Raw genomic sequence first — 15,515 nt, forward strand, 5'->3', positions numbered from 1 at the left:
GACCGGAGACCCCGATGCTGCTGAGCGAAGACCACCGCGCCGTGCAGGACGCCGTGCGCGCCTACGTGCAGGACCAGATCGCGCCACATGCCGCGCAATGGGACCGCGACCACACCTTCCCCGCCGAGGCCTTGGCAGGCCTGGCAGCGCTGGGCTGCTACGGCGTCGCGGTGCCCACCGACTGGGACGGCGCCGGGCTGGACTACCTCGCGCTGGCGGTGATCCTCGAAGAGATTGCGGCCGGCGATGGCGGCACCTCCACCGTCATCAGCGTCAACAACTGCCCGGTCTGCTCGATCCTGATGGCCTTCGGCAATGAGGCCCAGAAGACGCAGTTCCTCAAGCCGCTGGCGCGCGGCGAGATGCTCGGCGCCTTCTGCCTGACCGAGCCGCACGTCGGCTCCGAGGCCGGTGGCCTGAAGACCACCGCCACGCGCGAGGGCGACGGCTATGTGCTCAACGGCGTCAAGCAGTTCATCACCAGCGGGAAACACGGCGACGTCGCGATCGTCATGGCCGTGACCGACAAGGCCGCCGGCAAGAAGGGCATCAGCGCCTTCCTCGTGCCCACGACCACGCCCGGCTACACGGTGGCGCGGCTCGAAGACAAGATGGGCCAGCACAGCAGCGACACCGCCCAGATCCTGTTCGAGAACTGCCACGTGCCGGCCGCCTATCGCATCGGCGACGAGGGCATGGGCCTGAAGATCGCGCTGTCGGGCCTGGAAGGCGGCCGCATCGGCATCGCCAGCCAGAGCGTGGGCATGGCCCGCGCCGCCTTCGAGGCCGCGCTGGCCTACAGCAAGGACCGCGTCGCCTTCGGCACAGCGATCTTCAACCACCAGGCCGTGCAGTTCCGCCTGGCCGACATGGCCACGCAGATCGAGGCCGCACGCCAGCTGATCTGGCACGCCGCCAGCCTGAAGGACGCCGGCCTGCCCTGCCTCAAGGAAGCGGCCATGGCCAAGCTGTTCGCCAGCGAAATGGCTGAACGGGTCTGCTCGGCCGCGATACAGACCTTCGGCGGCTACGGCTACGTCAGCGACTTCCCGGTCGAGCGCATCTACCGCGACGTGCGGGTCTGCCAGATCTACGAAGGCACCAGCGACGTGCAGCGCATCCTGATCGGTCGAGCGCTGGCCTGACGGCGCAGCCGACACGGGCCGCCCATTCAGAACCACCGCTCCTCGCACCGGTTCATCTCACCCGCCCGCAACGCCCGCCCGCGACATCCTGCATGCCACCCGGGCGGTCGGACACGGCGTATCCGACCGCCCGGCTCACGTCGGCAACAACAACGCCTCCACCACCTCCACCAATTCCATCGGCACGAAGGGCTTGGTGAGGTAGGCGGTGGCGCCGGCTTGTTCGCCGGTGGCACGTTCGCGGGCGCTGGACAGCGAGGTCAGCAGCAGCACGGGGATGTGGGCCCAGCGGGGTTGCGACTTCAGGGTGCGGCACAGCGCGTAGCCGTCGATGTCGCCGGGCAGCATGACGTCGAGCACGATCAGCTCGGGCAGGCCTTCGCGCAGGGTCAGCAGGCCACGGCGGGCGTCCGGGGCCTCGGTGATCACGTGGCCTTCGGGTTCGAGGCTCCAGCGAATCAGGCGGCGGATCGCCGCGACGTCTTCGATGACGAGGATGCGGGCCATCGGATCACGCGCCCAGGCTCAGGAAATCGCTGGTTGGCTGACCGGGTGGGCGCGGGGCCGAGGCACGCGGCAACCACAGCGTCACCGACGTGCCGGCGCCTTGATGGCTCGACAGCGCCAGCGTGCCGCCGAGCAGCTCGATGATCTCCTTGACGATGCTCATGCCCAGTCCGGTGCCGGCGATGCTGCCGGAGGCATCGGCGCGGTAGAAGCGTTCACTGACGCGCGCGAGCTGGTCGGCGGTCATGCCGATGCCCGCGTCGCGCACCTCGATGCCGATGCGCCCGGCCTGGCCGTCGAGCCCGGCCTCGCGCAGCAGCCGGACCCGCACGGCACCGCCCTCGGGCGAGTACTTGTAGGCGTTGGACAGCACGTTGACGAGCGCCTGGGTGAGCTTGTTGCGATCGACCCGGACCCAGACCGGCAGCGGCAGCAGGTCCACGCCCGGCGTGTCGCGTTCCTGCGGCGGCTTGAAGTCGTGCAGCACCTCGGGCAGCAGCAGGTTGAGGTCCAGGGTCTCGAGCACGAAGTCCTGGCCGCGCCGGGCCTCGATGCGGGCGAGGTCGAGCAGCTCGTTGATGATGGCGATCATCCGGGCGCTCTGGCGGTGGATGGTCTCCAGCACGTCGGCCTGCTTCTCGGGTGTCATCTTGCGGCGCAACAGCAGCTCGACGAAGCCGAAGATGCTGGCCATTGGCGTGCGCAGCTCGTGCGCGGCGGTCGACAGGAACTCGCTCTTCATCTGGTCGACCAGGCTCTCGTGCGTGACATCGCGCAGCGACAGCACCTGCGAGATCACCTGGCCGTCGCCCATGCGCAGGGCGACCTCCAGCGTGCGGCGGGCCGGGCGACGGGTCTCGATGCGATCCCGGGTCGGCAAGGCGACGCCGTCGGCAGCGGCCTCGGTCTGGCCGCTCAGGCGCATCGCCGAAAAGCCGCGCCAGCGCATCGGTGCGTCGACCAGGCTGTTGAGCAGCCGTTCGACCGCACGCTCGTCGGCGCCGAGCAGGTCGGTCTCGGGCTGGCCCGTCAGCAGCGTGAAGGCCGGGCTGACGTAGTTGACCTGGCCTTGCGCATTGAAGGAGACGAAGCCGTCGGCACTGAGCGCGAAGATGGCGTCGAGTTGCTCGCCGCGCTCGCGCAGCCGGCGCACCAGCTCGGAAATCATCAGCGAGATGGCGGCCAGATCGTCGGTTGCGGACGCCGCTGCCGCGGGCATGCCCGGCGTCAGGTCCTCCAGCACGCGGCGCAGAGCCTCCAGCGAAACGGCGGCTTGCTCACGCTGACCACGCACGCTGGCGGCGGCGCGGCCGAGCACCTCGAAGGTCTCGCGGAATTCCAGCGGTGCGTCTTCGGCACTCGGGATCGGCAGTGGCGCGCCGTCATGGCGCATGGCCTCGTCGAAGTCATGCACCCGGCTGAGCTTGCCCAACCAGCGCACCAGCGGCCAGCGGATCAGCAACATGCCGCCGACGACACCCAGCAGGCCCAGCGCCAGCGCGATGCGGGTCTGCTGCCACAGGCCCCCGGCGATGCGCTCGGCGGCAAAGCCCAGGCGCAGCACGCCGTAGTCGCGCCCGCCGACCCGGATCGGCATGTTGGTGTCGTAGAGACGGGCCTGAACGGTCGCCAGCAGCCAGGCCGGTGGCGGCACCGCCGGCGCGTCCGTGCGGGTTGCCTTGACGACGCCACCGACCAGGTCGATGAAGATGGCCTGGGCGAACGACGGGTGGTGCACCGCGCTTTCGAGCGTCCGGTGGATGGTGTCGTAGTCGCCGATCACGGCGCTGTCGGTGACGGCCGGCTGGATGACCGCGCTGAGCGCGTCCGCGCGCAGCTGGGCCTCTTCCAGCTCGACGCTGAGCTGGTAGCGGTAGAACAGCAGCAGCCCGATGGCGACGAAGCCCAGCAAGGTGACCGAATAGAGCGCGAAGACGCGCCCGACCAGGGAACGGGGCAGCAGGTGGATCGGCGGGCGCGTCACGACGGTGCGAGGCGCGAAGGTCAGCGCAGGCTGGGCGGTGCGTTGCGGTAGAAGTCGCGGTAGCCGGCGTATTCGCTGCCGTCCGAAGCGATGAAGTAGGCCTCCTCGCCCAGACCGACCTCAGCCGAGGCCTGGGTCAGCACGGCCCGGCCTTTGGGGTCGGCATGCATGCCGATGAAGGCGGCAGCCACCGCCTTCAGGACCTTGTCGGGCACCTTGGACGAGTGCATCAGCGCCAGATCGTGCAGCGGCTGCGACTGCCACAGGACGCGGAACTTGCGGCCCTCGCGCCGGGTGTAGCCCTCGGCCAGCTGCGAGTTGGCGCCGACGGCGGCGGCCTTGCCGCTGAAAAGCTGGCCAAAGGCGCCGTCCATGTTGCCGCCGAAGACGGTCTTGAACTCGACCTTGCGCGACATGAGCTGGGCGGCCGCGAACTTGTAGGCCACCAGCGCCTCGGGGCCGGGGAAGACCACCTCCTTGCCGGCGAGCTGGCTCAGGTCGGTGATCGGCGAGTCGGCCGGCACGAGGATCTGGCTGTGCACAGGCGGCGTCAGGCGGCGGCCGAAGACCTTCCAGCCCAGGCCTTCACGCTCGGGGCTGAACAGGTGGTTGCTGAAGATGAACTCGACCTCCTGCGCCAGCACATAGGCGGTCGTGTCCGCCGAGGTGCGCCCGATCTTGAGCTGCAGCTTCACGCCACTCTTCTGCGACACGTAGGTCATGATCGGATTCCAGTAGGCGGCGGTGACCGCGATGCCGTACTGGTTGACCGGCGAGAAGCGGTAGACATCGCCCTCTTGCGCCAGCGTCCGGGCCGGTGCACCGCCCAGCAGCGCCGCAGCCAGTAAGAGGCCGGCGCAGCGGCGCCAGGCAGACAGAAGGTTGCTCATGGGGGCTCCGGTGGGTGCCGTGGGCGCAGCGGGTGCAGGCCCCGGTTCAACCCTGCTTGGATTGTGCAATCGCCGCCATGGCCGACACCACATCCAGCAGGCGCATCGGGCTGTAGGGCTTGAGCAGGTAGTCGTCGGCGCCAGCGTCCATGCCGATCTGCATGTCGTTGCGGTGGCCGCGGGCGCTGACCAGCACCACCTTGGCGCGCGCGGTGCGCGGGTCGGCCTTCAGGCGCCGGCACAGGTCGAGGCCGTCCATGGTGCCGGGCATCATGATGTCGAGCAGCACCAGGTCGGGCTGGTGCACCAGCGCCGCATCCCAGCCCGCCTGGGCGTCGGGCGCTTCGTGCAGTTCGTGGTCATCCAGCCCCAGCGTCATCTGCATGAGCTTGCGGAGGTCGGCTTGATCTTCAACGATCAGGATCTTCATCGGACATCACCCGACCCGCCCGCGCGCCGACACGGCGCGCAACGACGGGAGACCATCCATTGGATGCCAAACGGCCGGCGCTGAAGTTGAGAAAACGCAGGTACTCACCCCTCAGTCACGGCGTTGGCGCCCGCCGGGGCGCCTGGGGCGGCATCAGGTCGTGGTGGCCTGGCGCACGGCGCGGTCCCACAGCGCCAGGCGCTCCTCGGCCTGCTCGCGCGGCAGCGTCGGCACGAAGGTGCGCTCGGCGCGCCAGTGGCCGGCCAGCTCGTCGGTGTCACGCCAGACCCCGGTGGCCAGGCCGGCAAGATAGGCCGCGCCCAGCGCCGTGGTCTCGATGACCTGGGGCCGCACCACCGGGATGCCGAGCAGGTCGGCCTGGAACTGCATCAGCAGGTTGTTGACGCAGGCGCCACCGTCGACCCGCAGCTCGGTCACCGCCGCGCCACCGCTGGCCTGGGCGTCGCGCGCCATGGCCTGCAGCAGGGCGGCGCTCTGGAAGGCGATCGACTCCAGCGCCGCGCGGGCGATGTGGGCGACCGTGCTGCCGCGTGTCAGACCGACGATGGCGCCGCGTGCCTGCGCGTCCCAGTAGGGCGCGCCCAGGCCGGTGAAGGCCGGCACGAACATCACACCGCCGGCATCGGGCACGCTCTCGGCCAGCGACTGGACCTCGCCGCTGCCCTGGATGGCGCGCAGGCCGTCGCGCAACCATTGCACGACGGCACCACCGATGAACACGCTGCCTTCCAGCGCGTACTGTGGGCCCCCAAGGCCGCCGCCCTGCGGCGCCGGCGGCGACGCGACCTGCGCCGCCGAGGTCGTCAGCAGCCCGTTGTGCGAGGGCTGGAACTGCCCGCCCGTGTGCATCAGCATGAAGCAGCCGGTGCCGTAGGTGTTCTTGGCCAGCCCGGCCTTGAAGCAGGCCTGGCCAAACAGGGCGCTCTGCTGGTCGCCAGCGATGCCCGCGATCGGCAGGGCGGCGCCGAACAGCGCCGGCTCGGTCTCGCCGTAGACGTGGCTGGACGGCAAGACCTGCGGCAGCAGGCTCTCGGGCACATCCAGATGACCCAGCAGCTCCGGGTCCCAGCGCTGCTGGCGGATGTCGAACAGCATCGTGCGCGAGGCGTTGGTGACGTCGGTGGCGTGGACCCGCCCGCCGGTCAGCTGCCACAGCAGCCAGCTGTCGACCGTGCCGAAGGCCAGCTCGCCCCGGCCGGCGGCCTCGCGCGCGCCCGCCACGTGGTCCAGGATCCAGGCGATCTTGGTGGCCGAGAAATAGGCGTCGACCTTCAGCCCGGTGCTGCGCTGGAAGACCTCGCCCAGCCCCTGTTGGCGCAGCCGGGCACAGGTCGGCTCGCCGCGCCGGTCCTGCCAGACGATGGCGTGGTGGATGGGCTGACCGGTGCGGCGGTTCCACACCAGCGTGGTCTCGCGCTGGTTGGTGATGCCGATGGCACGGATGTCGCGCGCCGCCAGACCGGCCTTGGCCAAAGCCTCGCGGGCGGTCTCGAGCTGGCTCTGCCAGATCTCGAACGGGTCGTGCTCGACCCAGCCGGGCTGCGGGTAGATCTGGCGGAACTCGCGCTGCGCCATCGCCACGATGTGGCCGTGCTCGTCGAAGACGATGCTGCGCGAGCTGGAGGTGCCCTGGTCGAGGGCGAGCAGGTAGGCCATGGCGGGCTCCGGGAGGTTCGTTCGGGTTCTGGGTTCGAGGTTCTGGGTTCGGCGTTCGTGTGCAGGCGCTCAGCCGGCGGCGACGACCAGCGGCACGTCCACCTCGGCCAGCAGCTGGGCGTAGGGCTCGGGCGGCGCGGCGTCGGTGTAGACCCGGTCCAGGTCGGACAGCCGCCCCAGCTCGACCATCGCCGGCCGGTTGAACTTGCTCGCGTCAACCGCCAGCCAGACCTCGCGCGACTGCGCCACGATGGCCTGCGAGACCTTGACCTCGCGGAAGTCGAAATCACGCAGCGTGCCGTCGGCCTCGATGCCGGAGATGCCGATCACCGCGATGTCGACCTTGAACTGGCGGATGAAGTCCACCGTCGCCTCGCCGATCAGGCCGCGGTCGCGGGCGCGCAGCAGGCCGCCGGTGACGATGACCTCGCAGTCCGGGTTGTCGGCCAGGATGCCGGCGACGTTCAGGTTGTTGGTGATGACGCGCAGCCCGCGGTGCTGCAGCAGCTCATGGGCGACCGCCTCGACGGTCGTGCCGATGTTCATGAACAGCGAGCTGCCCGCCGGCACCGCCTGCGCGATCGCCCGGGCGATGCGCTGCTTGCCGTCGGCATGCAGGGCCTGGCGCTGGCGGTAGGCGATGTTCTCGGTGGTCGAGCCCGGCAGGCGCACCCCGCCGTGGAAGCGCGACAGCAGGCCGGCCTCGGCCAGCAGCTTCACGTCGCGCCGGACGGTCTGCAGCGTCACCCCGAAACGCTCGGCCAGCGCCTCGACGGTGGCCGAGCCACGCGCACGCACCTCGGCCAGCAGCTCGGCCTGACGGGGGTTCGGATTCATGGGTCGCGAGCCTAGCCCAAGCTGAAACGAAGCCAGTTGCGGGTAATTCCGGTGATGACATGCCCGGCTTTCGCCGCTACAAAGAAAAAAAGCGAAAACAAACGAACATCAATCGAACATTCGAGCCTCAGCGATCAGTCCCCATCGCCCACCCATTCGCCGCCCCCCATCCACCGACCCGCCTCGCCGCATGCCCGCCACCGCCTCCCCGACCGCCCTTCCCCACAGCCCCGACGACAGCGCCGGCTGCGACGTGCTCGTGGTCGGCGGCGGCATCAACGGCTGCGGCATCGCCCGTGACCTGGCCGGGCGCGGCTGGCGCGTCACGCTGGTCGAGGCCGACGACCTGGCCGCGCACACCTCGTCCTCGTCGACCAAGCTGATCCACGGCGGGCTGCGCTACCTCGAGTACTACGAGTTCAATCTGGTCCGCAAGGCGCTGCAAGAACGCGAGGTGCTGCTGCGCAGCGCCCCGCACATCATGTGGCCGCTGCGCTTCGTGATGCCGCTGCAGCCCGATGGCAACCTGCTGCGGCCGGCCTGGCTGATCCGGCTGGGCTTGTTCCTCTACGACCACCTGGCGCGCCGCGAGGTCCTGCCCGGCTCGACCGGCGTCGACCTGCGCCAGCACCTGGTCGGCCAGCCGCTGCAGCCGCAGTACCGGCGCGGCTTCATCTACGCCGACGGCTGGGTCGACGACGCCCGGCTGGTGGTGCTCAACGCGCTGGACGCCCAGGCGCGGGGCGCGCAGATCTACACCCGCACCCGCTGCATCGGCGCCGAACGCGATGCCAGCGGCTGGAACGTCAGCCTGCAAGGCCCTGACGGCACGCGCCGCACGCTGCGCGCCCGCGCCCTGGTCAACGCGGCCGGGCCGTGGGCCGAAGCCTTCCTGCGCGGCGTCGCCCGCCCGGCCGGTGGCGAGACCCTGGCCACGCGCCACCTGCGCCTGGTCAAGGGCAGCCACATCGTGGTGCGCAGCCGCTTCGAGCACGACCCGGCCAACCCGCACGCCTACATCTTCCAGAACCCCGACAAGCGCATCATCTTCGCCATCCCCTACGAGCGCGACTACACGCTGATCGGCACCACCGACGTCGAACTGCCCGGCACCGACCCGGCCGGCGCGCGCATCGATGCCGACGAGATCGCCTACCTCTGCGCCCAGGCCAGCCACTACTTCCGCGAGCCGCTCACGCCGGCCGACGTGGTCTGGCAGTACAGCGGCGTGCGCCCGCTGCTGGACGACGAGTCGGGCGACGCATCGGCCGTCACGCGCGACTACCTGCTGGAGTCCAACCAGGACGCCGCGCCGCTGCTGAGCGTCTGGGGCGGCAAGATCACCACCTTCCGCAAGCTGGCCGAGGACGCCGCCGAGGACATCGGCCGCATGCTCGGCGAACGCCGCCCGGCCTGGACCCGCGAGGCCGCCCTGCCCGGCGGCGACCTGTCCGGCTGGATCGGCCCGGCGCAGCGCCCCGACACCGACTTCACCCGCTTCGTCCAAGCCGTGACGCAGCGCCATCCCTGGCTGGCGCCGACCCTGGCACACCGCCTGGCGCGTGCCTACGGCAGCCGGATCGACGACCTGATCGGCGACGCCGCCACGCTGGCCGACCTGGGCAACGAGATCGCGCCTGGGCTGCACGAGGCCGAACTGCGTTTCCTGCAGCGCACCGAATGGGCCGTCAGCGCGGACGACGTCCTGTGGCGCCGCTCCAAGCTCGGCCTGCACCTGAGCGCCGACCAGCGCGCGGCGGTGGCGGACTGGCTGGCGGCGCATCCTCACCGGCCCACGCAAGCCCGGTCCCCGAACTCCCCCGCATCCAGAAAGGCTGCCTGATGAAACTGGCGCTGGAGGGCATCACCCGCAAGGTTGGCCCATCCGAACACCTCTACGCGATGGACCTGCAGCCGCAGCCCGGCGCGGTCACCGTGCTGCTGGGCGCCACCCAGGCCGGCAAGACCAGCCTGATGCGCATCATGGCCGGCCTGGACGTGCCCACCACCGGACGCGTCACCGTCGACGGCCTGGACGTGACCGGCGTGCCGGTGCGCGAGCGCAATGTCGCGATGGTCTACCAGCAGTTCATCAACTACCCGTCGTTCACGGTCTACGACAACATCGCCTCGCCGCTGAAGCTGCGCGGCGAACAGGGCATCGACGCCCGGGTGCGCGAGATCGCCGCGCGGCTGCACATCGAGACCTTCCTGCCGCGCCTGCCCGCCGAGCTGTCGGGCGGCCAGCAGCAGCGTGTCGCGCTGGCCCGTGCGCTGGCCAAGAATGCGCCGCTGATGCTGCTCGACGAGCCGCTGGTCAACCTCGACTACAAGCTGCGCGAGGAGCTGCGCGAGGAACTCGGCGCGCTGTTCGCGGCCGGCGATTCCACCGTCGTCTACGCCACCACCGAACCCGGCGAAGCGCTGCTGCTGGGCGGCTGGACCGCCGTGATGGACGCTGGCGAGCTGCTGCAGTACGGCCCCACCGCCGACGTCTTCCACGCCCCGGCCTCGATCCGCGTGGCGCGTGCCTTCAGCGACCCGCCGATGAACCTGATCGCCGCCGAGGCACAGGACGGCGGCGTGCGACTGGCCGGCGGCGCGGTGCTGGCCCTGACGCTGCCGCGCAGCCTGCCGGCCGGTGTCGTGAACGGCCACGGCCATGCCGCCTCCGGCCATGCGCTGACCGTCGGCGTGCGCGCCAGCGCGCTGCGCATGCAGGCCCGGCCCGGCGACATCGCCATTCCCGGCCAGGTCGAGCTGGCCGAGCTGTCGGGCTCCGACACCTTCGTACACGTGGCCACGCTGGCCGGCGAGCTGGTCGCGCAGCTGACCGGCGTGCATGACTTCGAACTGGGCAGCGCGATCACGCTGCACCTGGACCCGCGCCAGATCCACGTCTTCGACGGCCGTGGCGAGCTGCTGCTCGCACCGCCGCGTCGCACCGTGCAAGGACATTGAGATGGCCCGCATCGACCTCGACCTGGCGCACAGCTACCGCCCCAATCCCTCGCAGGACAGCGACTACGCCCTGCTGCCGCTGACGATGCGCTTCGAGGACGGCGGCGCCTACGCGCTGCTCGGTCCTTCGGGCTGCGGCAAGACGACCATGCTCAACATCATGTCGGGCCTGCTGGTGCCCTCGCAGGGCCGCGTCACCTTCGACGGCGTCGACATGACCCGCGCCACGCCGCAGCAGCGCAACATCGCCCAGGTGTTCCAGTTCCCGGTCATCTACGACACGATGACCGTGGCCGAGAACCTCGCCTTCCCGCTGCGCAACCGGCGCGTTCCGGAAGACCGCATCCGCCAGCGCGTCGGCCAGATCGCCGAGATGCTGGAGATGAGCCACCAGCTGGACCAGCGCGCGGCCGGCCTCTCGGCCGACCAGAAGCAGAAGATCTCGCTGGGCCGCGGCCTGGTCCGCTCGGACGTCAGCGCGGTGCTGTTCGACGAGCCGCTGACCGTCATCGACCCGCACCTGAAGTGGCAGCTGCGGCGCAAGCTCAAGCAGATCCACCGCGAGCTCAAGCTCACGCTGATCTACGTCACGCACGACCAGGTCGAGGCGCTGACCTTTGCCGAGCAGGTCGTCGTCATGACACGCGGCCGGGTCGTGCAGCTGGGCTCGCCGGATGCGCTGTTCGAACGACCGGCGCACCGCTTCGTCGGTCACTTCATCGGCTCGCCGGGCATGAACTTCCTGCCGGTGCACAGCCTGGGCCGCAGCCTTCGGCTGGAGGCTCACGCGATGAGCCTGCCCGAGGACATCGCCACGCTGCCCGAGGGCGAGCTGCTGCTGGGCGTGCGGCCCGAATACCTGGTGCCCTGCGCCGCCAGCACGCCCGGCGCGGTGCCGGCCGAGGTGGTGCAGGTGCAGGACGTCGGCACCTGGTGGCTGGTCAGCGCGCGCATCGGCGCCCATGAGGTCAAGGTCCGCCTCGGCGCCGATGCCGAGGTGCCCGCACCCGGCCGACCGCTGTGGCTGCAGGTGCTGGGCCCGCACACCTGCTTCTACAACCAGAACGAGGCGCTCATCGCATGAACAAGCCCGTCAACCAGAAAGCCTGGTTCCTGATCCTGCCGGTGTTCCTGTGCGTCGCCTTCTCGGCGGTGCTGCCGTTGATGACGGTGGTGAACTACTCGGTGCAGGACATCATCTCGCCCGAGCGGCGCGTCTTCGTCGGCACCGAATGGTTTGCCGCCGTGATGCGTGACGAGGACCTGCATGCCGCGCTGTGGTGCCAGATGACCTACTCGCTGTCGGTGCTGGCCGTCGAGATCCCGCTGGGCATCGCGCTGGCGCTGTCGATGCCAGCACAGGGCTGGAAGGCCTCGGCCACGCTGGTGGTGGTGGCCCTGTCGCTGCTGATCCCGTGGAACGTGGTCGGCACCATCTGGCAGATCTACGGCCGCGCCGACATCGGCCTGCTCGGCGCGACGCTGCAGGGGCTGGGCTTCGACTACAGCTACACCGGCAACGCCACGCACGCCTGGGTCACAGTGCTGGTGATGGACGTCTGGCACTGGACGCCGCTGGTCGCGCTGCTGTGCTACGCCGGCCTGCGCTCCATCCCCGACGCCTACTACCAGGCTGCCCGCATCGACGGCGCCAGCAAGCTCGCGGTGTTCCGCTACATCCAGCTGCCCAAGATGCGTGGCGTGCTGATGATCGCGGTGCTGCTGCGCTTCATGGACAGCTTCATGATCTACACCGAGCCCTTCGTGCTGACCGGCGGCGGGCCGGGCAATGCCACCACCTTCCTGAGCCAGTACCTGACGCAGAAGGCGGTCGGCCAGTTCGACCTCGGCCCGGCCGCAGCCTTCTCGCTGATCTATTTCCTCATCATCTTGCTGCTGTGCTTCATCCTCTACAACTGGATGCAGCGGGTCGGCCAGGCCGAGAAGGAAGGCAGCCATGACTGAGCCACGCTTCCAGAAGCGGACGATCTTCCTGATCGCCTACATCGTCTTCGCCATCCTGCCGATCTACTGGATGACGATGATGTCCTTCAAGACCAACGAGGAGATCGTCTCGAGCTTCTCGCTCTGGCCGCAGCACTTCACCTGGGCCAACTACAAGACGATCTTCACCGACGTGTCCTGGTACTCGGGCTACATCAACAGCCTGATCTATGTCGCGATCAACACGGTGATCTCGGTGGGCGTGGCGCTGCCGGCCGCCTATGCCTTCAGCCGCTACAGTTTCCTGGGCGACAAGCACGTCTTCTTCTGGCTGCTGACCAACCGCATGACGCCGCCGGCGGTCTTCCTGCTGCCCTTCTTCCAGCTCTACACGACCGTCGGGCTGATGGACACGCACCTGGCGGTGGCGCTCGCGCACCTGGTCTTCAACGTGCCGCTGGCGGTGTGGATCCTGGAAGGCTTCATGAGCGGCATCCCGCGCGAGATCGACGAGACCGCCTACATCGACGGCTATTCCTTCCCGCGCTTCTTCGTCACCATCTTTCTGCCACTGATCAAGGCCGGGGTCGGCGTCGCAGCCTTCTTCTGCTTCATGTTCAGCTGGGTCGAGCTGCTGCTGGCGCGCACGCTGACCAGCGTCAACGCCAAGCCCATCGTCGCGACGATGACACGCACGGTCAGCGCCTCGGGCATGGACTGGGCCACGCTGGCCGCCGCCGGTGTCCTCACGATCGTGCCCGGCGCGATCGTCATCTGGTTCGTCCGCCACTACATCGCAAAAGGCTTTGCGATGGGTCGCGTCTGAAAGGAAACACGCCATGTTCGACTGGATGGCATGGACGCTCCCGGTGGCCGTCTTCTTCATCTGCATCGCCCTGATGCTGGTGGGCATGACGGTCTGGGAGATCCGCTCGCCCACGACCCTGCGCAAGGGCTTCCTGCCGATCGCCACGACCCGCGGCGACCGGCTGTTCATCGGGCTGCTCTGCGCGGCCTACATCAACCTCGTGTTCATCGGCCTGGCCGGGCGCATCGCCGGCTGGCTGGCCCTGGACCAGGAGCCCAGCATCTGGGTCAGCTTCGTCGCCTCGATGGCGGCCCTCGCGCTGATCATGCGGCGCGGCTGACGCGGCGCAAGCGCTGCGCCACCCGGCGTGGCCACGATTTCCACGGATCCGGCCCGACGCTTCCCCGGGGCCGTTCCTGATCAATGCAAGGGGAAGCGCTCCGAGGAGACAAGTCCATGTCCAGAACCATGAAGATGCGACACACCGCACTCGCGCTGGCCGCCGTGGCCGCGCTCGCCAGCCAGGCCGCACAGGCCGGCGAGGCCGAAGCCAAGAAGTGGGTCGACAGCGAGTTCCAGCCGTCGACCCTGAACAAAGACCAGCAGATGGCCGAGATGAAGTGGTTCATCGACGCCGCCAAGAAGCTGCAGGCCAAGGGCGTCAAGGAGATCTCGGTCGTCTCCGAGACCATCACCACGCACGAGTACGAGGCCAAGACGCTGGCCAAGGCCTTCGCCGAGATCACCGGCATCACCGTCAAGCACGACCTGATCCAGGAAGGCGACGTGGTCGAGAAGCTGCAGACCTCGATGCAGTCGGGCAAGTCGATCTACGACGGCTGGATCAGCGACTCCGACCTGATCGGCACCCACTACCGCTACGGCAAGATCCTCAACCTGACCGACTACATGAGCGGCGCGGGCAAGGAGTTCACCAACCCCGGCATCGACGTCAAGGACTTCATCGGTACCAAGTTCACGACCGCGCCGGACGGCAAGCTCTACCAGCTGCCCGACCAGCAGTTCGCCAACCTCTACTGGTTCCGCGCCGACCTGTTCGAGCGCAAGGACCTGAAGGACAAGTTCAAGGCCAAGTACGGCTATGACCTCGGTGTGCCGCTGAACTGGAGCGCCTACGAGGACATCGCCGAGTTCTTCACCAACGACGTGAAGACCATCGACGGCAAGGCCATCTATGGCCACATGGACTACGGCAAGAAGGACCCGTCGCTGGGCTGGCGCTTCACCGACGCCTGGCTGTCGATGGCCGGCACCGCCGACATCGGCGCGCCCAACGGCCTGCCGATCGACGAGTGGGGCATCCGCGTGGCCGACGACAAGTGCACCCCCGTGGGTGCCTCGGTCGCTCGCGGCGGCGCCACCAACTCGCCGGCCGCCGTCTACGCGCTGACCAAGTACGTCGACTGGATGAAGAAGTACGCGCCCAAGGAAGCCACCGGCATGACCTTCGGCGAGGCCGGCCCGGTCCCGGCACAAGGCCAGATCGCGCAGCAGATCTTCTGGTACACGGCCTTCACCGCCGACATGACCAAGCCGGGCCTGCCGGTGGTCAATGCCGACGGCACGCCGAAGTGGCGCATGGCCCCCGGCCCCAACGGTCCGTACTGGAAGCAGGGCATGCAAAACGGCTATCAGGACGTCGGCAGCTGGACCTTCTTCAAGGACCACGATGCCAACAAGACCGCCGCCGCCTGGCTCTACGCCCAGTTCGTCACCGCCAAGACCACCAGCCTGAAGAAGACCGTGGTCGGCCTGACGCCGATCCGCGAGTCCGACATCCAGAGCAAGGCCATGACCGACCTCGCGCCCAAGCTCGGTGGCCTGGTCGAGTTCTACCGCAGCCCGGCCCGCGTGGCCTGGTCGCCCACCGGCACCAACGTGCCCGACTACCCGAAGCTGGCGCAGCTGTGGTGGAAGAACGTGGCGCAGGCGGTCACCGGCGAGAAGACCCCGCAGGGTGCGATGGACACGCTGGCCGACGAGATGGATCAGGTCCTGACCCGTCTGGAGCGCGCCGGCATGGCCAAGTGCCCGCCCAAGATGAACGCCAAGGGCAGCCCCGACAAGTGGCTGAGCGACAAGGCCGCGCCGTGGAAGAAGCTGGCCAACGAGAAGCCCAAGGGCGAGACCATCGCCTATGACTCGCTGCTGAGCGCGTGGAAGGCCGGCAAGGCGCGCTGATCGTGCCCCGCCGGCGCTGCGAGGCGCCGGCCACCTCTCCGGGAAGGGTGGGCCCCGCCGCGTGCGGGGTCCTTCAGGCGGTCGGATGTCTCCCCGACCGCCTTTTTCATGGCCGCTTCATGGCCGCCCC

14 protein-coding genes are annotated in these 15,515 nt (G+C 69.1%); 8 read left to right on the forward strand and 6 right to left on the reverse strand.

What is annotated here, in order from left to right:
• The first annotated feature begins 14 nt into the window (after window positions 1-14).
• Window positions 15-1,145: an acyl-CoA dehydrogenase family protein gene (locus tag EV685_RS11210; protein WP_130482095.1), complete on the forward strand. Its 1,131-nt coding sequence runs from the start codon at window positions 15-17 to the stop codon at window positions 1,143-1,145.
• Between the two features lie 135 nt (window positions 1,146-1,280).
• Here the strand turns inward: EV685_RS11210 and EV685_RS11215 are convergent, their stop codons facing one another.
• The 6 genes from EV685_RS11215 to EV685_RS11240 all read right to left on the reverse strand — a co-directional run bounded on the left by EV685_RS11215 (window position 1,281) and on the right by EV685_RS11240 (window position 7,470).
• On the reverse strand, window positions 1,281-1,652 hold the full coding sequence (locus EV685_RS11215) for a response regulator transcription factor (RefSeq protein WP_130482096.1): 372 nt from the start codon (window positions 1,650-1,652) through the stop codon (window positions 1,281-1,283).
• A gap of 4 nt (window positions 1,653-1,656) precedes the next feature.
• The gene (locus EV685_RS11220; RefSeq protein ID WP_242615538.1) at window positions 1,657-3,636 is read right to left on the reverse strand and encodes a sensor histidine kinase; all 1,980 of its coding nucleotides are present in this window, start codon (window positions 3,634-3,636) and stop codon (window positions 1,657-1,659) included.
• 20 nt (window positions 3,637-3,656) lie between these two features.
• The gene (locus tag EV685_RS11225; RefSeq protein ID WP_130482097.1) at window positions 3,657-4,526 is read right to left on the reverse strand and encodes a phosphate/phosphite/phosphonate ABC transporter substrate-binding protein; all 870 of its coding nucleotides are present in this window, start codon (window positions 4,524-4,526) and stop codon (window positions 3,657-3,659) included.
• Between the two features lie 46 nt (window positions 4,527-4,572).
• A complete protein-coding gene (locus tag EV685_RS11230; RefSeq protein ID WP_130482098.1) occupies window positions 4,573-4,956 on the reverse strand; it encodes a response regulator transcription factor in 384 nt (127 codons plus the stop codon).
• Between the two features lie 153 nt (window positions 4,957-5,109).
• Window positions 5,110-6,633: a glycerol kinase GlpK gene (gene glpK, locus EV685_RS11235; RefSeq protein WP_130482099.1), complete on the reverse strand. Its 1,524-nt coding sequence runs from the start codon at window positions 6,631-6,633 to the stop codon at window positions 5,110-5,112.
• Between the two features lie 69 nt (window positions 6,634-6,702).
• Window positions 6,703-7,470: a DeoR/GlpR family DNA-binding transcription regulator gene (locus EV685_RS11240; RefSeq protein ID WP_130482100.1), complete on the reverse strand. Its 768-nt coding sequence runs from the start codon at window positions 7,468-7,470 to the stop codon at window positions 6,703-6,705.
• Between the two features lie 190 nt (window positions 7,471-7,660).
• Between EV685_RS11240 and glpD the strand changes: the two genes are divergently transcribed.
• The 7 genes from glpD to EV685_RS11275 all read left to right on the forward strand — a co-directional run bounded on the left by glpD (window position 7,661) and on the right by EV685_RS11275 (window position 15,385).
• Complete coding sequence (glpD, locus tag EV685_RS11245; RefSeq protein ID WP_130482101.1) at window positions 7,661-9,313, forward strand: glycerol-3-phosphate dehydrogenase; 1,653 nt, start codon at window positions 7,661-7,663, stop codon at window positions 9,311-9,313.
• A complete protein-coding gene (locus EV685_RS11250) occupies window positions 9,313-10,431 on the forward strand; it encodes an ABC transporter ATP-binding protein (RefSeq protein WP_130482102.1) in 1,119 nt (372 codons plus the stop codon). Before glpD ends, EV685_RS11250 begins: the two co-directional genes overlap by 1 nt.
• A gap of 1 nt (window position 10,432) precedes the next feature.
• Window positions 10,433-11,515, forward strand: a complete 1,083-nt coding sequence (locus EV685_RS11255) for an ABC transporter ATP-binding protein (RefSeq protein WP_130482103.1) — start codon at window positions 10,433-10,435, stop codon at window positions 11,513-11,515.
• Window positions 11,512-12,396 carry a carbohydrate ABC transporter permease gene (locus EV685_RS11260; RefSeq protein WP_130482104.1) on the forward strand — a complete coding sequence of 295 codons (885 nt, stop codon included), beginning with the start codon at window positions 11,512-11,514 and terminating at the stop codon, window positions 12,394-12,396. Before EV685_RS11255 ends, EV685_RS11260 begins: the two co-directional genes overlap by 4 nt.
• A complete protein-coding gene (locus EV685_RS11265; RefSeq protein ID WP_130482105.1) occupies window positions 12,389-13,201 on the forward strand; it encodes a carbohydrate ABC transporter permease in 813 nt (270 codons plus the stop codon). Before EV685_RS11260 ends, EV685_RS11265 begins: the two co-directional genes overlap by 8 nt.
• A 13-nt stretch (window positions 13,202-13,214) precedes the next feature.
• Entirely contained in the window at window positions 13,215-13,523 is a 309-nt protein-coding gene (locus EV685_RS11270; RefSeq protein ID WP_130482106.1) for a DUF2160 domain-containing protein, read from the forward strand.
• 128 nt (window positions 13,524-13,651) lie between these two features.
• On the forward strand, window positions 13,652-15,385 hold the full coding sequence (locus EV685_RS11275) for an ABC transporter substrate-binding protein (RefSeq protein ID WP_130482364.1): 1,734 nt from the start codon (window positions 13,652-13,654) through the stop codon (window positions 15,383-15,385).
• The last annotated feature ends 130 nt before the right edge of the window (window positions 15,386-15,515 follow it).

It is taken from the genome of Sphaerotilus mobilis (assembly GCF_004216565.1).
Lineage (GTDB): Bacteria > Pseudomonadota > Gammaproteobacteria > Burkholderiales > Burkholderiaceae_C > Sphaerotilus > Sphaerotilus mobilis.